Origin of the sequence: Allobosea sp., from assembly GCF_017308015.1 — a bacterium.
Lineage (GTDB): Bacteria > Pseudomonadota > Alphaproteobacteria > Rhizobiales > Beijerinckiaceae > Allobosea.
Map to the genome: position 1 here is coordinate 25,235 of NZ_JAFKFW010000027.1, position 19,638 is coordinate 44,872.

Below are 19,638 nucleotides of genomic sequence, written 5' to 3' on the forward strand. Positions count from 1 at the left end.
AAGGTTGGATGCATGCGGGAATGTGCGTCGCGGTGCGGAAGCGAAAAACCTGCGTGAGCCTGGAGCGGTTCCGCGATTTCCCGAATCGTGGGGCCGCTCGCGGTTTTCGTCTCATTGTATTCCGCTCCCGCAAAGCGGAGGCTGCTGCGCTCGAAATACGCCAGAAGCACGCTTATCGTCGGCCGGAAGCGCCCTATGCCTGGCGGGCCGTGATCGATGACGGTCAACTGCTCGAAAATGCACGATTATCCTCAAACGAGCTGCTTCCGTGTCGGAGAGGCCCGGCGATGCCAGCAACAGGCAGTCGGCGACAACCCGCTGGAGGCGCCTGCGTGGCTTTGCAACTGTCCCGGAGCCTGTTGAATCGCTGTGTAGGGGGCTCTGCCGGTTCACCCGCGCCGCGATGCCGGGCGCTGTGGCATACCAGCGTTACCGACGATGCGGTGGCACATCCTGCCTTGTGCGATTGACGTCATGGCGCAGGAAACCTGCGGGAGCTTCCCTCGCGCTTTCTGTTTAGGCCGGGCAGCGCCTAAGCGCGTGGCGTCGTTCATCGGTCGCCGCATGCAACCACGGCGACGGCCATCGGCGCGGACTCTCCGTTGATCTTCTTCCGCCTCCGGAGGTGACCTGCTCAGTCCAGATGAGTCCACCCGGCATGATCGGATCGCCGCTCGGGGGTATCACCGTTTCGCTTCCCCCTTGGATGGCCTCAAGCGTAGGTCGGGTGCGGCTCGCGGACACCCAGGACGGTCAGGCGTTTCATCTCGCCCGAACGGGTTTCCCAGTTCATCGCGGCGCCAACGGAGAGGCCGATCAGAGCCGTGCCGATGGGCGTCAGGATCGAGATCCTGCCTGAAGCCTTATCTGCCGCGTCCGGGTAGGCCATCGTCACGGTTTGGCTTTTTCCCGTGGTTTCGTCGCGATACACGACTTCGCTGCCCATGCAGACGACATCGACAGGATAACGGCCCGGTTTCAGGACTTGAGCCCGCTCAAGCTCCTTGCCGAGAGCATCTGCCAGGTCCGGCGCCGCACGCTCGGCCGAGCGTGCGAGACGACTCAGCCGCTCGTAATCAGCCGCGCTCAAACGCACGCGCGGCGCGCCGGAACGAACAATCGCCACTGTGTCCTCCTTTGTCTCGTGCTTGGTTGCTCAGGCTGCGCTCGGACCCGGATCATCATCCTCATCGATCGGTCCCGCGCCTGTCGGCGCAGCGGGCACCCGGCGGAAACCGGCATCAGTCGGTTTGGGCGGAGAGGTATCCTCTCGTGAGCTTACGAGGCGCAGAAACGGGTGAGGCGCCGTCCGAACCTGCAAGCCTCTTTCTTCGTTCTGGTCGTCAGGCTGATTCGTGCGATCGATCATGAGCGAGGTCTCCAGGGTCAGCATTCGAGAGCGAGCCGTGAGATTCGGCGGTGGAAGATTCTGCTGGCCTGCTCAACATGACGAGGCGTACCGTCCCGAGAACGGGACATCGTTACAGAGCACAGCGCTTGTTCGGCGATGTCGACATGCCGCGAACTCGAATTGCGACGAGCCCGGAGAGCCTAGTTCGCGATCGACCGGCGAACGCGCAATGCACCCCTGAAGAGGATTTCAAAAGTCATCATAAGATCAATGTAGCAATATATCGATATAAAGTCAAATTTGCATATTCTCTAGACTTGAGATTTTTTGTATAGATTCAACCTTATATAGGAACAATAAAAATAATCCCTATCTATGAAGTAACTAATATAGAAGGAGAGTGATATGGGCGCCGACATTGAAATCACCGGCCGTCTGGTGGCGGCAGCGCGCAACCTTATCGGGGTTAATGTAGATGTCTTTGCCCGGGCGGCCGGGCTTCCTGTTGATCTTGTCAACAGGATCGAGGCCAGCGGCAGTGCACGGGTCAATTCAGAACAACAGGCGATCGCCCTGCATCGTGCTTGCGAGCATTTCGGTGTCGTGGTGCTGGACGAACGGGACGGAATGGGGGCCGGGGTCCGTTTGAAGTTCACCCGTCAGGACGTCAAGCAAATCCTGCGTCTGGAAGGCGAGGGCGGTATCGTCGCAAGCGACGGAAATCCCTGATATTTTCAGTTCGAATTTGTGGAGGTTCCGGCTGCGATTGCGGCATCTGCCGGGACGCTAAACCGTAGGCGGGGTCGATGTGCTCGCAGGTCGATCGGGCAGGCGCAGCAGGGAGCGGGGTGGCACCTCTCCCTTTCCTTCCGTTCGCTTCCGGTAGATTGCGGCGCGCGCGAGCAGCATGAGCGTGACCGGCGTCGTGACGGTGATGAAGAAGCCGATCAGAATCTCGTGGACGATCAGCCGCGAGCCCAGCGCCGAGAAGCAGATCGTCGATGCGAGCAGTATGGCGCCGGTTCCCCAGCTCGTGCCCAGCGTGGGTGCGTGAACCCGCTCGAAGAAGCTGCGGAAGCGCAAGATGCCGATTGCTCCGATGAGGGTCAGCCCCGCGCCCAGCACGAGGAAGAAAGCCGTCAGGAGAGCGGCCCAGGTGGGAAGGGCCTCCAGATGGTTCATTCGATCACCTCGCCACGCATCAGGAACTTGGCGAGCGCGATGCTCGAGACGAAACCCAGCACGCTGATGATCAGGGCCGCCTCGAAATAGATCGAACTGCCGGTGCGGATGCCGACCGTAAGCACCAGCAGCATCGCACTGACATACATGGCGTCGAGGCACAGGACGCGATCCTGCGCGCGGGGCCCGCGGATCAGTCTGTAGGCACTGCAGCCCATGGCGGCTGCGAGCATGGTCTGGGCTGCGGCCACCGCCCACAGGAGGATCGCCGCCGTCATTCGAATATCTCCATCAGCAGCCCCTCATAGCGGTGCTTGATCAGGGAAACCCATTCGGCTTCGTCGACGAGATCGAGCACATGGATCAGAAGAACGCCCGTATCGGGCGCGAATTCGACCCAGGCTGTTCCCGGTGTGCTGGTGACGATGCAGGCGAGGACGGCCAATCCGGTCTTGTCGCGCAGATCCAGGGGGATGGCAACGAAACCCGGAGCCCGCTTGCGGCGGCTGCCCTTGAGGATGATGCTGGCAACCGCGATGTTCGACTGCAGGATATCGTACGTGACGATTCCGAGGAGCTTGGGCAGGAGCTGCCAGCGCCTCAGCCGTGGTCTGGAGGGCTGGAGGGCCGCCATGGCGCGGGACGCCCCAACGGCGACTGCGCCGCCGAGGAGAAACTGCCCAGCCGAGAAGGATGTGAGCAACAGCCACATCATCAGCAGCAGGGCGGTCAGGATCGGATACGGCAACAGACGGCTCATCGCGAAGTGCTCGCAGGATGACCCGCTCCGAGCACGCCCTGAATATAGGTCGAAGGAGCATGGAGGGCGCGGGCTGCAGCCTCGGTGTAGTCGAGCAGGGCGCCGCCCTGCACGGCGAGCAATGTGCAGAGTGCCAGCAATCCGACGATCGGTGCGACTTCGACCACCAGAACGCGCGGGACGATCGTCTCGAGCGGTGCCCAGAAAGTCCGGATGCCGGTTCGCATCATCGCAATCAATGCCGCCAGGCCGGACAGGATGATCAGTGCGGCCAGCAGCCAGATGTGCCGCGGGGTTTCAGCCGGCAAGCCCAGCCCGGAGGGGTTCAGCATGCCGGTCAGCATGGCGAACTTGGCGATGAAGCCGGAAAGCGGCGGCAGGCCGGCGAGCAGCAGCGCAACGCACCCGAACGATACGCCGAGGATGGCGAGTGCCCCCGGCATGACCACGCCGACTTCTTCGTCGTCGTGGTCCTCGACCTCGTCCTCGTCGGTTTCGTCGCCATAGGCTTCCATGGTGACGGCCAGAAGGTCGGCGCCAGGTGCTCGCGCCCGCTCCACCAACTCGATCAGCATGAAGAAGGCTGCGGTGCTGAAGGTCGAGCTGACGAGATAGAACAGGGCGCCCGAGACGACTGCAGCATCGCCCAGGCCGGTCGCCGCGAGCAAGGTACCCGCCGAGATGAGGACGCTATAGCCGGCGAGCTTGCCCATCGCCTGAGACGCCAGCATGCCGAACGTCGCGAAGGCGATGGTCGCCATGCCGCCCCAGAGCAGCACCGGGCCACCGAAGCCGGCTGCGGCTCCCGCCTGGGCACCGAAAAGCAGCAGCGTCAGGCGCAGGAGCACATAGGCCCCGACCTTGGTGAGCACCACGAAGATTGCCGCGACCGGAGCGGCGGCCGCCATATAGGCGGAAGGCAGCCAGAAGCAGAGCGGCCACATCCCCGCCTTGATCAGGAAGGCGATTCCGAGGATCGCCGCGCCCGTATAGGCCAGCCCGCGGTCGGCGGCGGGGATGCCGGGCAGGCGAATGGCGAGATCGGCCATGTTCAGCGTCCCGGCGACGCCATAGATGAGGCTGACGCCGACGAGGAAAAGCAGCGAGGCCGCCAGGTTGATTGCGATGTAGTGCAGTCCGGCCCGGACCCTGAACGCGCCGGAACCGTGCAGCAGCAGCCCGTAGGATGCGGCGAGTGTGACCTCGAAGAAGACGAAGAGGTTGAACAGGTCGCCGGTCAGGAATGCGCCGCCGAGACCCATGAGCAGGAACTGGAAAAGCGTGTGGAAATGCGGCCCGGCGCGATGCCAGCGCGCCATCGAGAAGACGAGAGCGGCAATGGCCAGGACCGAGGTGAGGGCCAGCATCAACGCTGCCAGCCGGTCGAGCACGAGCACGATGGCGAAGGGCGCGGGCCAGTTGGCGACGGCATAGGAGACGGAGAGGGTGCTGCCTTCGCCCGGGACGCCATCGGCCATGCGCATCAGCAGGGCCGCTGCGACCGCAAGCAACAGGCAGGAGACGAGACTGAGGAGCGCCTTGAGCGTGTGGCGCAACTCGTCGATCAGCAGGAGCCCCGCTCCGGTGACGAGCGGCAGCAGGATCGGGACGATGAGAAGATGCCTCGTCCACTCCATCAGCGCTGCTCTCGTCCGTCGACATGGTCGTTGCCGGCCAGCCCGCGGGCGACGAGCAAGACCACCAGCAGCAATGCGGTCGTTGCGAAGCCGATGACGATTGCCGTGAGCACGAGCGCCTGCGGAACGGGGTCGGCATAATCGGAGGGATTCCCGGCGCCGCCGGGGCCGAGCACCGGCGGCACGCCGACGGTGAGCCGGCCCATGCTGAAGATGAAGAGATTCACCGCATAGGAGAGCAGAGACAGGCCGATGACGAGCTGATAGGTGCGGGGGCGCAGGACCAGCCAGACTCCCGATCCCGTAAGCGCTCCGATCGCGATCGCGAGCGTCAGTTCCATCGTTGGCGTTCCTCTCCAAGGCGGGCCGCGCGCAGGCGGCGTATCGATTGGTGGGCGATGGCGATCAGCATCAGCACCGTTGCGCCGACGACGAGGCTGAACACGCCGAGGTCGAAGAAGGTGGCGCTTGCCAACGGCACCTTTCCGACGAGCGGCAGCTCCGCGTACCGGAAGTAGGAGGTGAGGAACGAGTCGCCGAACAGAATCGCGGCCGCGCCGGTGAAAGCCGCCAGCAGCAGGCCGCCTCCGATCCAGGCGACCGGCAGGATGCGTAGCCGGTTCTCGACCCAGACCGTCCCTGCCGCCATGTATTGCAGGATGAAGCCGGCAGCCATCGCCACGCCCGCCGCAAAGCCGCCGCCGGGGGCGTCGTGGCCGCGCAGGAACAGATAGGCAGCCAGCACGATGATGACCGGGAACATCCACTGCATGATCACGGACGGCACGTAGAGATATTCTTCCTTCGTCGCCTCGGCCTCGGTGCTGGGCTCGGCCTCGTCATAGGAGCGCTGGATGAGCTGCTGCTCGGGACGCTCGATCGTGTCCGGCGCGGGGCGGAAGCGCCGCAACAGCGCAAACACGGACAGCGCGACGATGCCGAGGACCGTGATCTCTCCGAGCGTGTCGAACCCGCGGAAATCGACGAGGATGACGTTGACGACGTTTCGGCCGCCGCCCTCCGCATAGGCTTTCTCCAGGAAGAAGCGCGCAATCGTATCGGGCGGAGCACGCGTCATCACGGCGTAGGAGATCGCCGCCATTCCCAGGCCGGCCACGACAGCGATCGCCAGATCGCGGAAACGGCGCAGCCGCAACGGCCATTCGCTCGGTTCGGACAGGTCAGGCGAACGTTTGGGCAGCCAGCGCAGGCCGAGCAGGATCAGCACGGTGGTCACGATCTCGACCACGAGCTGGGTCGCCGCCAGATCCGGTGCGGAGAGCCAGACGAAGGTCAGGCAGGTCACGAGCCCCGTGCCGCCCAGCAGCGCAAGCGCCGCGAGGCGGTGGAATTTGGCCAGATAGGCGGCGGCTATCGCGCAGGTCACGCCTACCGCCCAGAGGCCCGTGAAGGCCAAATCCATGGCTCCATGGCGGGTGGACGCGAAGTCGAGGCCCAGGACGAGGACAGGGACGATACCCGCCGCGATCGCGGCGACCACCACCAGGCGCATCTGCGGCTGGAGGCGCGTGGTGCCGAATGCCTCCTCGATGAGGCGCGCCCAGCGCCACGAGATCGCGACCGTCACCCGCTCGAAGATACGCTGGCCGTCGATCCGGCCGAGAAGCGGCGGGCGTTCGGTGCGCTCGAGATAGTTTCCGGCCACGAGATAGAGCAGCGCGCCGCCGGCCAGCGCGATGACGCTCATCACAAGCGGCACGTTGATCCCGTGCCAGACCGCCAGGCTGTATTGCGGCGTCGCGGGGCCGAGCACGGACGATACGGCCACATGGAGGAAGGGACCGATCGTCAGAGCGGGGATCGTTCCGATGACGAGGCAGGCGACGACCAGGAACATGGCCGGGAAGCGCATCCAGAACGGTGGTTCATGCGGCTCGCGGGGAAAGCTCTCGGGCGGCGCTCCCAGGAAGATCGAATGGATCAACCGCAGGGAATAGGTCACGGCCAGCGCGCTGCCGAGAACTGCCGCATAGGGGGCGGCTTTGTCGAGCCAGGAATCGGCGTGGGTCTCCACGGCTTCCGCGAAGAACATCTCCTTCGACAGGAAGCCGTTCAGCAACGGCACGCCCGCCATGGCGGCGCTGGCGACCATGGCCAGCGTGCCCGTGATCGGCATGTAGCGGAACAGGCCGGAAAGCCGCCGCAGGTCGCGCGTGCCGGTCTCGTGGTCGATGATGCCGGCCGCCATGAACAGCGATGCCTTGAAGGCCGCGTGATTCAGCATGTGGAAGATCGCAGCCACCGCGGCGAGCGGGCTTCCGAGGCTGAGAAGCAGCGTGATCAGGCCGAGATGGCTGATCGTCGAATAGGCGAGCAGCCCCTTCAGGTCATGCTGGAACATGGCGAGATAGGCGCCGAGCACGAGCGAGGCCATTCCGGCGATGCCCACGATCATGAACCATTCCTGAGTGCCTGCCAGCACCGGCCATAGCCGCGCCATGAGGAAGACGCCCGCCTTCACCATTGTGGCCGAATGCAGGAACGCCGAGACGGGCGTAGGCGCCGCCATGGCGTTGGGCAACCAGAAATGGAAGGGGAACTGCGCGCTCTTCGTCAGTGTGCCCAGGAGAATGAGCAGGAGCGTCGGAACATACAGGTCATGCGAACGGACGCGGTCCCCGGATCGAAGCACGACGTCGAGGTCGTAGCTGCCGACGATGTGGCCGAGCAGAAGCACACCGGCCAACAGGGCGAGGCCTCCCATGCCCGTCACGGTCATGGCCATGCGAGCGCCGTCGCGCGCTGCCTGATTGTGATGCCAGTAACCGATCAGCAGGAACGAGAAGATGCTGGTCAGCTCCCAGAACACGACCAGCAGAATCAGATTCCCCGCCAGGACAACGCCGAGCATCGAGCCACAGAAGGCGAGGAAGAAAAGGTAGAAGCGGCGGACAGGATCCTCGGCGGAAATATAGTATCTGGCGTACATGACAACGAGCACGCCAATGCCGCTGACGAGGACGGCAAAGATCCAGGCGAAGCCGTCCATCCTCAGCGTGAAATTCAGGCCGAGAGAAGGAATCCATTCGATGTCGTACCGGACGACGTTCCCGCCGCTCACGGATGGATAAAGCGAGGCCGCCAGAACCAGGCAAGCGATCATGGTTGCCCCGGTGATCCAGGTCGCCGATTCGCGCCCGCCTCGAACCACGACCACGGCCAGGCTGGCGAGGAAAGGCAAGACCAGGGTCAGGACTAGCGGGGAAGGCTCCATCGTTCTCCATCAATCGGCAGGTATGCGTTCTTAGCCCGTCGAGGGCGATCTACCAATGGAGTGATTCGGATATTCGTCGTGTGCGGCTAATCGCGCGCCCGCTGCCCGTCTCCATCGGATCGGCTTCAGTCACCTCGACCCAGGGCGGCTTTTCGAGGTTGCTCCCGATCATGGGGCTTGGATCTCCCGTGAACAGCCCGGACACGGTCAGAGCCGAGGGCTTAGGATAGAAATTTCCGCGGCGGTGATATCCCTGTCCTGGTCGATCAAGAGCCGCCCTTCAGATCGCTGTCTGTCTCGATGCGATAGCGGACGAAGCACCCGAATGTCACCCTCCGATCTGCGATGCCGTCCGCCGCGGGCAGTTCGGCGCGGTTCAAATTGAGGGAAGGTGGCTGTATGAGCGGTGTCACCGGTCGGTACGCGATGCCGCCACCCTGAGGCAAAGCCGTCGATTTCGGGGCGAGAGCGGAGATATCGGCATCATGCGTAGCTGAGCATGTGTTGTTGGGTTGCCAATGAAAGCGTCTATTTTCTGGCGATCCCGATAGTCCGTCTGAATGCATTTCCCGCGATCACGTTGCATTCGGCGGGCGTGTCATGCCGACTTCGATCTCGGCTTCGTAGCAGAGCGCCGGCGGCCGGGCCGGCAGGCGCTGCCGGGAAAGAGATGCCCGATGCAGAGCGCCGGCGGCCGGGCAGATACTCGATGAAGACCGGGCCGGGTTTGCGCCTGCGGCAGTCCCGGCCCGATCCGGAGGCAAGAGTTCTCCGTCGATCTTGCGGCATGCCGGTGAGCGCCCCGACCTGGGGTGCGATCCTATAGCAAGCGAAGACGGGTTCCCGGCGGCCGGAGCCCACTCGACCTGACCGCCACGTCGATTGCCGAGAAGACCGCATCCCGGCAGTCGATCTCTTCCGCAAAGCTGGGCACCCAGAAGCGAACGGCATATCGAATGCCATCGCCGTCATAGGATACGACCCTTACGTCGGGTGCTGGACTCGGCAGGATCACCGATGGTCCGGCAGACGCCTCTGCGAGAAGCTTTTTGGCTTCATCGACCGGTACATCGTGATCGAGCACGATCTGGACCTTTGACCGGTAGCGTTGACGCGGGGCGCTATAGTTGGTCAGACGCTGCCGGGCGATCTGGCTGTTTGGCAGGATGGTGTAGGTTTCGTCCCGTGTAAGAAGCCTGGTCGTACGCCACCCGATCTCCACGATCCTCCCGCGGATGCTGGTGTCGATTTCGACCCAGTCCCCGATGCGGTAAGGTGCTTCCAGCCCCAGTGCGATCCCGGAAAGTACGTCGGCCAGGGCGTTCCGGATTGCGAAACCGAGGATCGCTAGAACGAGCCCGGACCCCGCGAGCGCGCCGCTGACAGACTGGCCGAATACCAGAATGATGGTCGCGATTGCGGCGGCCAGAAAAAGAGCGGCCGAAACCAGCTCCTGAAGCAGCCGCGGCACCCGCCGCTGGTTCGGTCCAGCGCGCTCGAGAGCGATACCGATCAGGCGGCCGCCCAGCCAGGCTGCCGTGAAATAGCTCATTGCGCCCGAAAGAAGCCTGATGGCATTGGGCTCGATACCCGGGTGGATCGCATCGAGGGCAGGCTGGTGTATGAGATAGGTCCCAATGCTCGCTACCATGGCCGCTGTGGGCCAGATCAGGCGGCGGCGAGAGGTTCTATGTGACCTCATGAACGGCTCGTCTGCCAGTTTGACGGCTGTGCTGCGGAGCTGCGAGCGTATCCCGCCGGATTGGCCAGGTGCCGTTCTCCCCCCGGCAGGCCGATTTGTGTGAACGGGCTCACGCGAAGCCTACACCACGGACAGCGCACTGCCGCCAGCGGCAAGCGACGGCTGCAACTTGCGCAAGTCGGGTTGAATTGAATTGACACTGGTATCCTTTCTGAGTGCACGCATCGGATGCGCGAAGGCCTTTTACGGGCTCGTTCTTTTGAATAAATTTGGCGTATGATAGATTTCGCGGCATTGCACTTGGAAGTAGTTCTATTTTTTATTCATGTTATTTTTGTAAATATAATCTATGTATTAAATTATGATATTTTTCAAGCACTTTAAAAAAAATTATTATTTTTAAACAAATATCGAAATTCAATCTTCCAACATTTTATCGTCTAAAATAGATTTAGCTTTAGTATTTCTCATAATATATTATGATCCTGAATACATTTTCAGAAACGGTCTGTGTAGGATTTTTCACGTTTCAAAGCAAAACTTGGGTATTTCAATATTAAATTTCTATTTGAGGCGAATTAATTTTGCATCATAGTCCATAGACGGTAATTCGCCTTGCAAAGGTGTCGCCATGGATAGGCTCTGTCGGCGAGAAGGATTTTGTTCGGCATGATCATGTCCAGCATGTCGGCGGCCGGGCGACCGTGATGAGTTGGTCCTTGGTCAGCTTCTAACTGATCGCGTGACCTCGGGCAGCAACGGCAAAGCAAATCTTGGTGGTCAGGCTGCGGCGCGCGCGATCCATGCAACGGGATCGCTCCGTCGTTCTTGGGTCGTCAGCGGTACGCTGGTGAACACGGATAGACGAAGCTTCGATTATTCGGATGTCGTCGTAAGCGGTTGACGCGTCCTGCAGAATGCGCGCCGGGCGACCGGCCTTGCGCCGCCGGCCGATGCAGGTCGTATGCGGCCTGGAGAGCGAGATCCGCATCCGCGCCGCGGTTGCCGCTGGACCGCGAGCACCGAGCGGCTATCTGACGTTTCAGAGATCGCTGTCTGGCTGTGAACAAGCCGTCAAGCCTGCACCAGATCAGGGCGACGATCCGGCGTCGCCTTTTCCTGTGTACTGCCAAACGCCGCCGCTACATCGATGCGCCCCATGCGCGGTCGAGACGTGTCGAGCGACAAAGCGATCGAGCGGAAGCCTCGCAAAGCCAATCCATATCAACGGAACGTCTGCCGTTCGACTTCGGCGCCGGGGAGTTGAGGCCAAGCCGCCGGATATGTCCTGTTGCAGCGCTCGTCAGGACCGCGCGCACCTTGGCTCTCTCGCCGGAAGGTGATCAGGCGGTCCGGCGGAAACCGCTGCTGCAGGGTCCCGGAATTTGAAGCGGAGTGGGGAGGAGCGCGAAGCTCGGTTGCACGGAAATGGACGCATCGCGCCGGTCGAACCAGGCGTTGTGCGCTGCGAATCGATCGTCGCACGCTCGATGCCGACAAGATGCGTTTCCGACGCTCGTCGATTTACCGGTTCTGGCACACAAAATTCCCTCATCTTGGCGATTGCTGCGCCAGCCTCCTGAAATCTGTGGCCAGCGGCGCGGTGGATGCTCTAAGCACGGAGCATGGAGACCGTCTCGCCGCACGAACTCTTCACTCATATTCGCATCGTCCTGGGCATGGTCATTGGCCTGGGCATTACACGGATGCTGGCCGGAATCGCCGGTTTCATCCAGCATCCCGGGCGTTATCGCGTCTCGCTGCTCCACATGCTCTGGGTCGGCTCAATCCTGCTCGAGCTGGTGCTGTTCTGGTGGTGGGAGTTCGGGCTGTCGCGCATCCCGGTCTGGCGCTTCGGCGCCTATCTGTTCCTGATCGGCTATGCAGTCGTGCTCTACCTGATCTCCGCGCTGCTGTTCCCGGACAACATCGCCGAATACGCCGGTTATGAGGATTACTTCATCAGGCGCCGGCGCTGGTTCTTCGGCCTGCTGGCGGCGGCCTTCGTGCTCGACGTCATCGATACCCTGATCAAGGGGGCGAAACACTGGAGTCAACTCAGCGGCGACTATCTCGTGCAGGTGCCGATCGGGCTGGCACTCTGCCTCATCGCCTATGTCACGGCGCGACACAGCGTGCATATCGCGCTCGCGAGCGTGCATATCCTCTATCAGGTCTACTGGATCGGCCGCATCGTCTACACGGTGGGCTGAAGCGAGCTCAGTCCTTCTTGTCAGCCCTGCCCGCGAAGGGCGCGAAATGAGCCGCGACCTGCCGGTAGACCACCTGCTTGAAGGGGATGATGAGGTCCGGCGTCTCGTCGAGTCTTGTCCAGCGCCAGGCGTCGAATTCAGGCTTGTGGCCACAGGCCGGGGTCAGGATGTCGATCTCATCCTCTGAGCCCAAAAAACGGAAGGCGAACCATTTTTGGGCCTGGCCCCGCCAGCGGCCCTTCCAGGCTTCCTTGCCGATATCGACGGGCAGATCGTAGGCGAGCCAGCCCGGCGCCTCGGCCAGGAGTTCGACCGAAGTCACATTGGTTTCCTCGGCAAGTTCGCGGCGGGCCGCTTCCAGTGGTGTCTCGCCATCATCGATGCCACCCTGCGGCATCTGCCAGGCATGGCCCGGAGCGACATGCTCACGCTTGGTCTTGTCGGCCCGCCGACCCACGAAAACCAGCCCTGCCGCATTGAACAGGGCCAGGCCCACGCAGGGGCGGTAGCCTTCGGGGGGCTTGTCGGTCATCTCGGCGATCCGGTGGGCTTGATCGATCCGGTGCTCTTGGGCGAGCGGAAGCCGCGTGCGGCGCTCACCGGGACGATCACGAGCTTCTTGGCTTCCAGGGACTGCGCCCAGCGGTTGATCCGGTCGATCGAAATGGGCAACGCGCTGGCGGCGGCGACCGCGATGCCCTGCTCGCGGGCGATGTTTTCGAGCGCAGCCAGCTCCTTGTCGATCGCGTCGGCGCGTGTGATGCCATCGATGACGCGATCGATCTTCAGAGCGGGAATGCGGGCGCGGTCGGCCGAGCCGGCGAGCAGGCTGCGCGCGGAGGAGCCGTCGTCGACGACCATCAGACCGCGGCCGGCGAGTTCGCGCAGAACCGGAGAGAGGGCATTCTCGTCGGCGGTGAAGCGGCCGCCGAGGAAGTTGACGATGCCGACATAGCCGGTGAAGCGCCCGAGCGCCCAATGCAGCTTGTCGATATTGTCGGGCGCCTTCGGGCCGGTCAGCAGCGTATGCGGGCCGGGGTCGTTGTCGGGATAGTCGAACGGCTCCATCGGCAGTTGCAGGAAGACCTCGTGGCCTTCGCCGCGGGCGCGCTGGACTGTGCGTTCGAGTTCGGAGCCATAGGGAGCGAAGGCGAGCGAGATCGGTGCCGGCAGTTTGGCGATCGCGTCGGCCGTGCCGCTCTGGCTGATGCCGAGCCCGCCGACGAGCAGGGCGATCCGCCCGGCCGGTTTCGCTTGCGGCTCGGGCCCTAGCGGGCGGGCATAGACCCTTGCCGGCGTCGCGCCTTCGGGGCCGGATTTCGGCAGCAGGCCGTAGCGCGACCGTTCGACGAGGCGGCTGTCGGGGGCAGGCGCGAGCTTGGTCGCACGGTCTTCGCTGGGGATTGTGATGACGATGGCGTCCGGCGCATCCTCGCCGGCACGCGTCACGGTCACACCTGCACTGTTCTCGAGCTGGGCAGCGCTGGCCGGCCCTTGCGGCGCGGACGGGGCCGCACTGTTGCTGGCGGGTACGGAGGAGATCGGAGCGACGCGTTTCTCAATCGCGGCCACGGCTATCGGCTCGCCGCCATCGGGATCGCGGCGTAGCGCCACTGTCAGCGCCAGTCCCAGAATGACCATGCCGACGCAGCCGGCAGCCGCCGTTGCGAGCCAGCGCTCCCAGGGCCTGCCAGAGGCCGCCGGGCGATCCCTGCCGAGCGGTCGATTGAGCTCTGTCAGCGGCGTACCGGCCGAGAGAGGCCGTCCTCAAGGTTGCGGCGCGGACCCGAATCAGCGGCCCGCGCGCCAGAGTACGCGCCGATCAGATTGCATCGCAATCAGATCGGTCACGGGGGCTCGATCTGAAAACGAGAGCCGGCTGGTTCTCGGCTTGGCGCCAGGGAACCCGACGTCGGGCCTCGTGGTTCAGTTCGGCTGCTTGGGAGCCTCGGGAGCAGCCGGAGCAGCGGGCTTCTCAGCCGGGGAAGCGGCACCCGTCTTGACACCGCGGAGCTGGTTCAGCGCGGCGATGAGCTGAGTGTCCTTGGTCGCGTCGGCGGGGACATAGGAGCTGGAGCCGGACTGTTCCTCGCCCTCGCCAGCCTTGAGATGGCCCTTGAGCGCGGCCTCGCCCTTGTTCTCGACGAGCTTGTCCTTGATCTCCTGCGGGATCTCCTGCTGGACCTCGATATCCGGCGTGATGCCCTTGGCCTGGATCGAGTTGCCTGACGGGGTGTAGTAGCGTGCGGTGGTCAGGCGAAGGCCGCCATTCGAGCCGAGCGGAATCACGGTCTGGACCGAGCCCTTGCCGAAGGAACGTGTGCCCATCACGGTCGCGCGCTTGTGATCCTGCAGGGCGCCGGCGACGATCTCGGCAGCCGAGGCGGACGAGCCGTTGATCAGCACGACGACCGGCTTGCCCTTGGTCAGGTCACCGGACTTGGCGTTGAAGACCTGGGTCTCCTCGGCGTTGCGGCCGCGGGTCGAGACGATCTTGCCCCGCTCGAGGAAGGCGTCGGAGACCAGCACGGACTGGTCGAGGCGCCCACCGCGGTTGTTGCGGAGGTCGATGATGAAACCCTTGAGCTTGTCGGCGCCGATCTCGCTCGTGGTCTTCTCGATCGCCTTGCGCAGGCCGTCATAGGTCTGCTCGGAGAAGGTGCCGATGCGGATATAGCCGATATCGCCCTCGACACGCTCCTCGACGGCCGGGACGACGATGGTCGAACGAGTCAGGGTGAATTCGAGTGGCTCGGTCTTGCCGGGGCGGTCGATCTTCAGGGTGACCTGGGTGTTGATCAGTCCGCGCATCTTCTCGACGGCCTGAGTCAGGGACAGGCCCTTCACCTCGGTGCCGTCGATCTGCTTTATGATGTCGTTGGCGAGGATGCCGGCCTTGGAGGCGGGGGTGTCCTTGATCGGCTTGGCAACCTTGAGGACGCCGTCCTCCATCGTCACCTCGATGCCGAGGCCGCCGAACTGGCCGCGCATGTCGGTGTCCATGTCGCGGAAGGACTTGGCGTCGAGATAGGAGGAATGCGGATCGAGCGAGGAGACCATGCCGTTGATGGCGGCTTCGATCAGCTTCTGCTCGTCGGGCTTGTCGACATAGTCGGTGCGGATCTTCTCGAAGATGTCACCGAAGAGATTCAGGCTGCGGTAAACCTCGGCCGAGGCCGCGACCGCGCTGGTCGAACTCAGCAGCCGCGTCTGGGTGGCGAGACCGGTCAGGCCCGCGCCCATGATGGCGCCGGCGAGAACGAGGGAAACCTTGCGCATCATCCGCGAACCTTTTCGCCTTGCGATTTCGTCCACCACGGCGTCGGATCGATCGAGACGCCGTCTTTTCTGAATTCGATATACAGAACCGGCTGCCCGGTTCCCACCCCTACGGTCGTCGCGGCAGCTTCCGATGTTTCGCCCATCGTCGCAACCGGCTCCCCCGCCAGCACGAACTGATTGAGCGCGACATCGATCCGCTGCATGCCGGCCAGCAGGATGTAGTATCCCCCGCCAGCGTTCAGGATCAAGAGTTGCCCGAACGAACGGAACGGCCCCGCGTAAACCACCCAAGCGTCAGAAGGCGCCGAAACTAGGGCGTTGGGGCGGGTCTCCAGAGAAATCCCGCGAATTGTGCCGCCAGCACCGTCCGGATCGCCGAAACCACGCAATCGTGATCCCGCGACGGGCAGGGAGAGCAGGCCCCTGGCCTCGGCGAAGGCGATCTTGGGGGCAAGCCGGGCCGGATCCTTGAAGGCCAGTGCCGTCATCCGCTCGCGCTGCTCGCGGGTCTCCTGCTCGATCGCCTGACGGGCGGCATCGGCCGCCTTGTTGGCAACGGAGATCTCCTTCTCGATCTTCTCGACGAACTCCCGCATCGAGCGCGCCTGGCCGGCAAGCTCCTTGCCGAGAGCGGCCTGCGACTCGACATCCTTGGCGGCGCTGGCCTCGCGCTCGCGTCTGGCTTCGATCAGGGAGGCCAGGCGCTGACGCTCGGCCGCGATCTGCTCCATCTCCGTGCCGATATGGCCCTTTTCAGTGGCGATGCCGTCGCGGAGGCGGACCAGCTCAGTCAAATCGGTGCCGAGAATCTCGACCTCCTGCCGGAGGTCGGGCACGACTGCGCCGAGCAGCATCGAGGCGCGTACGGCTTCCAGGATGTCCTCCGGGCGCACCAGCACGGCCGGGGGCGGGCGCCGGCCGATGCGCTGCAGGGCCGCCAGCACTTCGGCAATGAGGTTGCGCCGGCCCTCGAGCGAGCGGCGAATCGCGGCCTCGCTGGACTGCAGCAGACCGAGCCGCGTTTCCAGTCCCCCGAGCCGTTCCTCGGCGGCCTGAGTTCGCGCGGTAGCTTCGAGCAGGGCCTTGTTGAGCGCGGCGCGGTCGGCCCGGATGGCGGCGATGTCCTTTTCGAGTTTCGCGCGAGCCTCGCTGTTGCCGGCAAGGCGCTGCTCGATCGCCTTGAGCTCGCTCTCGCGGGCCTGCTTCTCGACGAGCTTCTGCATCGCCTCGCGCTGAAGGGCCTCCGGATCGGCCTGAGGCGTCTGGGCGACCGTGCCGGGCGACGTCGCCAGCAGGGAGGCAAGGCACAGGCCGCGCAGTCCGGGGCGAATCAGCGAAATCATGCGCGATGATAGGGGTGACCGGAGATGATCGTCATCGCGCGATAGAGCTGTTCGAGCACGAGCGCACGCACGATCTGATGCGGGATTGTCAGGGCGCCGAAAGCGAGCGTGATGTCGGCCCTGTCGCGAATCTCTTCGCCCAATCCGTCGGCGCCGCCGATAATCAGGCTGGCATGGCCGGTGCCGGAATCGCGGGCGGCGGCGAGGCGGGTTGCGAAGGCCTCGCTGCCCAGCTGGCGGCCGCGTTCATCGAGCGCGATGATGAGGCCAGGTTGCGCCCTGGCGAGGATGGCCTGTGCCTCTTCGCGCTTGCGCTCTTCGGGGCGGCGGCCCCGGCCCTCGGCGATCTCGACGATGTCGGGGCCGCTGAGGCCGATGCCGCGGCCAAGCGCGACGCCGCGCTCACGATAGCGCTCGCACAGCTCGCGTTCCGGCCCATCCTTGAGCCGGCCGACGGCGATGACCGCGAGCCGCATTCGGGGACTGCGTCAGCTATCGAGACGTTCGTTCGGCCGGTCGGTGCCCCACATCTTCTCAAGATTGTAGAACTGGCGCACTTCGGGCCGGAAGACGTGAACGATGATATCGCCGGTATCGATCAGCACCCAGTCACAGGCAGGCATGCCCTCGACATTTGGCGAAGGTTTCCCGGAATTCTTGATGGCTTCGATCAGGGCTTCGGCGATCGCGGCGACGTGGCGGTTGACGTTGCCGGAGGCGATGATCATCGCATCGGCCAGAGACGTCTTGCCAACGAGGTCGATGACCGTGATGTCCTCGGCCTTCATGTCCTCGAGGATACGTTGGACGAGGGCGATGCTGTCGGCGGAAGGATTCTCCGCGACGGCAGCCTGGGGAAGCGGCTTCGGCTCGGCTTCACCAAGGGTTTGACGGGTCAGTGACGTATCCTCTCGATCCCGACGCGCTCTCGGCGCGACGGAAGTCAAAGTAAGGCGGAAGGCCCCGGAATTCAATCGCGGCCGGCCTGTTTGCGCAGCATCGTGGAGGATAACGTCGAGCGCTTGCCATGCAGGAAGACCCAGGCCGGAGGCTGCATGCGCGGCAGGCTCGCAGCCCGGCTTTCCGGCAGGCGCCAGCGCGAGAGCCAGTTGGCGGCGGGCGAAGCCATAGCGCTGTGAGTCGATCCGGGCCGGTCGATGATCGCGATCGGCATCATCCGGGCGATCTCGCGCCATTCGTTCCAGCGATGGAAGCCGGCGAGATTGTCGGAGCCCATGATCCAGACGAAGTTCACACCCGGACAACGTTGCCTGAGCGCACGGAGCGTATCGGCGGTGTAGCGCGTGCGCAGCATAGCCTCGACGCCCGTGACGTCGATGCGGGCATGGCCGGCGACGCGTTCAGCCTGGCGGATGCGTTCGGCGAGCGAGGGCAGCTTCGCGTTATCCTTCAGCGGATTGCCGGGCGTGACCAGCCACCAGACGCGGTCGAGCTGCAGGCGGCGCAAGGCAGTCAGGCTCGCCAGCCGGTGACCGTCATGGGCCGGATTGAAGCTGCCGCCGAACAGGCCGATGCGCAGGCCGGGCGCGAAGGAGGGCAGCCGGGACGGCAGGCGCGGAAGCTCGCTCGTCATGCGCCTTGCTTCGCCTCAGGGCCGGGTCTGGCCCGCGCCATGGACGCGGTATTTGAACGAGCAGAGCTGCTCGACGCCGACGGGGCCGCGCGCATGCATGCGGCCGGTGGCGATGCCGATTTCGGCCCCGAAGCCGAACTCGCCGCCATCTGCGAACTGGGTCGAGGCGTTGTGGATGACGATGGCGGAATCGACCTCGGCGAGGAAGCGGGCTGCGGCGGCCTCGTCGGCCGTGACGATCGCATCGGTGTGATGCGAGCCGTAGCGCTCGATATGGTCGATCGCGGCATCGAGGCCCGGCACGGTCTTCACTGCGATGATCCGGTCGAGATATTCGGTCGCCCAATCCTCTTCAGTCGCGGTGGTCACGCGGGCGTCGACGGCCTGGGTAGCCGCATCACCGCGCACCGCGCAGCCGGCTTCGAGCAGGGCTGTGACCAGCGGTGCGAGATGCGTCGCTGCGCTGGCCTCGTCGACGAGCAGCGTCTCGGCCGCACCGCAGACGCCGGTGCGGCGGAGCTTGGCGTTGAGCAGGATCTCGCGGGCCATGGCGAGATCGGCCCTGGCACCGACATAGACATGGCAGTTGCCGTCGAGATGGGCGAAGACCGGCACGCGTGCCTCGCTCTGGACGCGGGCAACGAGGCTTTTTCCGCCTCGCGGCACGACGACGTCGATATTGCCGTTCAGCCCGGAGAGGATTTCGCCGACGGCGGCGCGATCGCGCGTCGGGACGAGCTGGATTGCGTCGGCGGGCAGGCCGGCGGCTTCCAGGCCCTCGCGCATCGCGGCGGCGATCTCGGTCGAGGAGCGGAAGGAATCGGAGCCGGCGCGCAGGATCGCGGCATTGCCGCTCTTCAGGCAGAGCGCGCCAGCATCGGCGGTGACGTTCGGCCGGCTCTCGAAGATCACCGCGATGACGCCGAGCGGGGTTGCGATGCGCTCGAACCGCAGGCCGTTCGGCCGCTCCCATTCCGCCAGCACGCGGCCGAGAGGGTCGGGCAGGTCGGTGACTTCGGCGACGGCATCCGCAATCGCGGCGAGGCGCTTTTCGTCGAGGGCGAGGCGATCCATGAAGGAGGCGCTCAAGCCCGCGGCCTTGCCATCTGCAAGATCCTGCGCATTGGCCGTCAGGATTTTTGCGCTCCGGGCGCGCAACGCCTCGGCCATGGCGAGGAGGGCGGCATTGCGCTGCTCGGTTGGGCTCAGCGCGACCTTGCGTGCGGCGGCGCGGGCGCGGGCCCCCACCTTCTGCATGATGCTGCCGACATCGGCGGCCCCGTTCGTCGCGATGATGCGCAATGCGCTGTCGCCGGTCATCTCGTTCAGCCCGATAGTC

The 19,638-nt window shown here is 64.3% G+C and carries 18 protein-coding genes; 2 read left to right on the forward strand and 16 right to left on the reverse strand.

Going from position 1 to position 19,638, the window contains the following annotated elements; genetic code table 11:
• Positions 1-712 precede the first annotated feature (712 nt).
• Positions 713-1,126, reverse strand: coding sequence for a nucleoside diphosphate kinase regulator (gene rnk, locus J0I42_RS19635; RefSeq protein WP_291657292.1), 414 nt, complete (start codon positions 1,124-1,126; stop codon positions 713-715).
• 630 nt (positions 1,127-1,756) lie between these two features.
• Between rnk and J0I42_RS19640 the strand changes: the two genes are divergently transcribed.
• Positions 1,757-2,080: an XRE family transcriptional regulator gene (locus J0I42_RS19640; RefSeq protein WP_291657293.1), complete on the forward strand. Its 324-nt coding sequence runs from the start codon at positions 1,757-1,759 to the stop codon at positions 2,078-2,080.
• Positions 2,081-2,137: 57 nt separating this feature from the next.
• On the opposite strand, the gene mnhG is transcribed toward J0I42_RS19640, so the two are convergent.
• The 7 genes from mnhG to J0I42_RS19675 all read right to left on the reverse strand — a co-directional run bounded on the left by mnhG (position 2,138) and on the right by J0I42_RS19675 (position 9,717).
• Positions 2,138-2,533, reverse strand: coding sequence for a monovalent cation/H(+) antiporter subunit G (gene mnhG / locus J0I42_RS19645; protein ID WP_291657294.1), 396 nt, complete (start codon positions 2,531-2,533; stop codon positions 2,138-2,140).
• Complete coding sequence (locus J0I42_RS19650; protein WP_291657295.1) at positions 2,530-2,811, reverse strand: K+/H+ antiporter subunit F; 282 nt, start codon at positions 2,809-2,811, stop codon at positions 2,530-2,532. Before J0I42_RS19650 ends, mnhG begins: the two co-directional genes overlap by 4 nt.
• Positions 2,808-3,293 (reverse strand): Na+/H+ antiporter subunit E, encoded by a 486-nt coding sequence (locus tag J0I42_RS19655; protein WP_291657296.1) that lies wholly within the window; start codon positions 3,291-3,293, stop codon positions 2,808-2,810. Before J0I42_RS19655 ends, J0I42_RS19650 begins: the two co-directional genes overlap by 4 nt.
• Positions 3,290-4,930 (reverse strand): monovalent cation/H+ antiporter subunit D, encoded by a 1,641-nt coding sequence (locus J0I42_RS19660; RefSeq protein WP_291657297.1) that lies wholly within the window; start codon positions 4,928-4,930, stop codon positions 3,290-3,292. Before J0I42_RS19660 ends, J0I42_RS19655 begins: the two co-directional genes overlap by 4 nt.
• Entirely contained in the window at positions 4,930-5,271 is a 342-nt protein-coding gene (locus tag J0I42_RS19665) for a Na+/H+ antiporter subunit C (protein ID WP_291657298.1), read from the reverse strand. Before J0I42_RS19665 ends, J0I42_RS19660 begins: the two co-directional genes overlap by 1 nt.
• A complete protein-coding gene (locus J0I42_RS19670) occupies positions 5,262-8,165 on the reverse strand; it encodes a monovalent cation/H+ antiporter subunit A (RefSeq protein ID WP_291657300.1) in 2,904 nt (967 codons plus the stop codon). The genes J0I42_RS19665 and J0I42_RS19670 overlap by 10 nt, the downstream gene beginning before the upstream one ends.
• Positions 8,166-8,985: 820 nt before the next feature.
• Positions 8,986-9,717, reverse strand: a complete 732-nt coding sequence (locus J0I42_RS19675) for a mechanosensitive ion channel family protein (protein WP_291657301.1) — start codon at positions 9,715-9,717, stop codon at positions 8,986-8,988.
• Positions 9,718-11,492: 1,775 nt separating this feature from the next.
• On the opposite strand from J0I42_RS19675, the gene J0I42_RS19680 reads away from it, so the two are divergent.
• Positions 11,493-12,080, forward strand: coding sequence for a hypothetical protein (locus J0I42_RS19680; protein ID WP_291657303.1), 588 nt, complete (start codon positions 11,493-11,495; stop codon positions 12,078-12,080).
• 7 nt (positions 12,081-12,087) lie between these two features.
• On the opposite strand, the gene J0I42_RS19685 is transcribed toward J0I42_RS19680, so the two are convergent.
• The 8 genes from J0I42_RS19685 to J0I42_RS19720 form a co-directional block, all read right to left on the reverse strand.
• Positions 12,088-12,612, reverse strand: a complete 525-nt coding sequence (locus tag J0I42_RS19685; protein WP_291657305.1) for an RNA pyrophosphohydrolase — start codon at positions 12,610-12,612, stop codon at positions 12,088-12,090.
• Positions 12,609-13,721 (reverse strand): divergent polysaccharide deacetylase family protein, encoded by a 1,113-nt coding sequence (locus tag J0I42_RS19690; RefSeq protein ID WP_291657306.1) that lies wholly within the window; start codon positions 13,719-13,721, stop codon positions 12,609-12,611. Before J0I42_RS19690 ends, J0I42_RS19685 begins: the two co-directional genes overlap by 4 nt.
• A gap of 285 nt (positions 13,722-14,006) precedes the next feature.
• A complete protein-coding gene (locus tag J0I42_RS19695; RefSeq protein ID WP_291657308.1) occupies positions 14,007-15,359 on the reverse strand; it encodes a S41 family peptidase in 1,353 nt (450 codons plus the stop codon).
• Complete coding sequence (locus tag J0I42_RS19700) at positions 15,359-16,705, reverse strand: murein hydrolase activator EnvC family protein (RefSeq protein ID WP_291657310.1); 1,347 nt, start codon at positions 16,703-16,705, stop codon at positions 15,359-15,361. The genes J0I42_RS19695 and J0I42_RS19700 overlap by 1 nt, the downstream gene beginning before the upstream one ends.
• The gene (rlmH, locus tag J0I42_RS19705; protein ID WP_291657312.1) at positions 16,702-17,181 is read right to left on the reverse strand and encodes a 23S rRNA (pseudouridine(1915)-N(3))-methyltransferase RlmH; all 480 of its coding nucleotides are present in this window, start codon (positions 17,179-17,181) and stop codon (positions 16,702-16,704) included. The genes J0I42_RS19700 and rlmH overlap by 4 nt, the downstream gene beginning before the upstream one ends.
• Before the next feature lie 12 nt (positions 17,182-17,193).
• Complete coding sequence (gene rsfS / locus J0I42_RS19710) at positions 17,194-17,604, reverse strand: ribosome silencing factor (protein WP_465247700.1); 411 nt, start codon at positions 17,602-17,604, stop codon at positions 17,194-17,196.
• Positions 17,605-17,675: 71 nt separating this feature from the next.
• Positions 17,676-18,299 carry a nicotinate-nucleotide adenylyltransferase gene (locus J0I42_RS19715; RefSeq protein WP_291657313.1) on the reverse strand — a complete coding sequence of 208 codons (624 nt, stop codon included), beginning with the start codon at positions 18,297-18,299 and terminating at the stop codon, positions 17,676-17,678.
• A gap of 15 nt (positions 18,300-18,314) precedes the next feature.
• Entirely contained in the window at positions 18,315-19,556 is a 1,242-nt protein-coding gene (locus tag J0I42_RS19720) for a glutamate-5-semialdehyde dehydrogenase (protein ID WP_465247701.1), read from the reverse strand.
• Positions 19,557-19,638: the final 82 nt, after the last annotated feature.

Excerpts from the sequence above, each read along its gene's own strand:
- J0I42_RS19640 (WP_291657293.1), top strand. The coding sequence starts at position 1,757 with ATGGGCGCCGACATTGAAATCACCGGCCGTCTGGTGGCGGCAGCGCGC.
- mnhG (WP_291657294.1), bottom strand. The coding sequence starts at position 2,533 with ATGAACCATCTGGAGGCCCTTCCCACCTGGGCCGCTCTCCTGACGGCT.
- J0I42_RS19650 (WP_291657295.1), bottom strand. The coding sequence starts at position 2,811 with ATGACGGCGGCGATCCTCCTGTGGGCGGTGGCCGCAGCCCAGACCATG.
- J0I42_RS19655 (WP_291657296.1), bottom strand. The coding sequence starts at position 3,293 with ATGAGCCGTCTGTTGCCGTATCCGATCCTGACCGCCCTGCTGCTGATG.
- J0I42_RS19660 (WP_291657297.1), bottom strand. The coding sequence starts at position 4,930 with ATGGAGTGGACGAGGCATCTTCTCATCGTCCCGATCCTGCTGCCGCTC.
- J0I42_RS19665 (WP_291657298.1), bottom strand. The coding sequence starts at position 5,271 with ATGGAACTGACGCTCGCGATCGCGATCGGAGCGCTTACGGGATCGGGA.
- J0I42_RS19670 (WP_291657300.1), bottom strand. The coding sequence starts at position 8,165 with ATGGAGCCTTCCCCGCTAGTCCTGACCCTGGTCTTGCCTTTCCTCGCC.
- J0I42_RS19675 (WP_291657301.1), bottom strand. The coding sequence starts at position 9,717 with ATGAGCTATTTCACGGCAGCCTGGCTGGGCGGCCGCCTGATCGGTATC.
- J0I42_RS19680 (WP_291657303.1), top strand. The coding sequence starts at position 11,493 with ATGGAGACCGTCTCGCCGCACGAACTCTTCACTCATATTCGCATCGTC.
- J0I42_RS19685 (WP_291657305.1), bottom strand. The coding sequence starts at position 12,612 with ATGACCGACAAGCCCCCCGAAGGCTACCGCCCCTGCGTGGGCCTGGCC.
- J0I42_RS19690 (WP_291657306.1), bottom strand. The coding sequence starts at position 13,721 with ATGGTCATTCTGGGACTGGCGCTGACAGTGGCGCTACGCCGCGATCCC.
- J0I42_RS19695 (WP_291657308.1), bottom strand. The coding sequence starts at position 15,359 with ATGCGCAAGGTTTCCCTCGTTCTCGCCGGCGCCATCATGGGCGCGGGC.
- J0I42_RS19700 (WP_291657310.1), bottom strand. The coding sequence starts at position 16,705 with ATGATTTCGCTGATTCGCCCCGGACTGCGCGGCCTGTGCCTTGCCTCC.
- rlmH (WP_291657312.1), bottom strand. The coding sequence starts at position 17,181 with ATGCGGCTCGCGGTCATCGCCGTCGGCCGGCTCAAGGATGGGCCGGAA.
- J0I42_RS19715 (WP_291657313.1), bottom strand. The coding sequence starts at position 18,299 with ATGACGAGCGAGCTTCCGCGCCTGCCGTCCCGGCTGCCCTCCTTCGCG.
- J0I42_RS19720 (WP_465247701.1), bottom strand. The coding sequence starts at position 19,556 with ATGCAGAAGGTGGGGGCCCGCGCCCGCGCCGCCGCACGCAAGGTCGCG.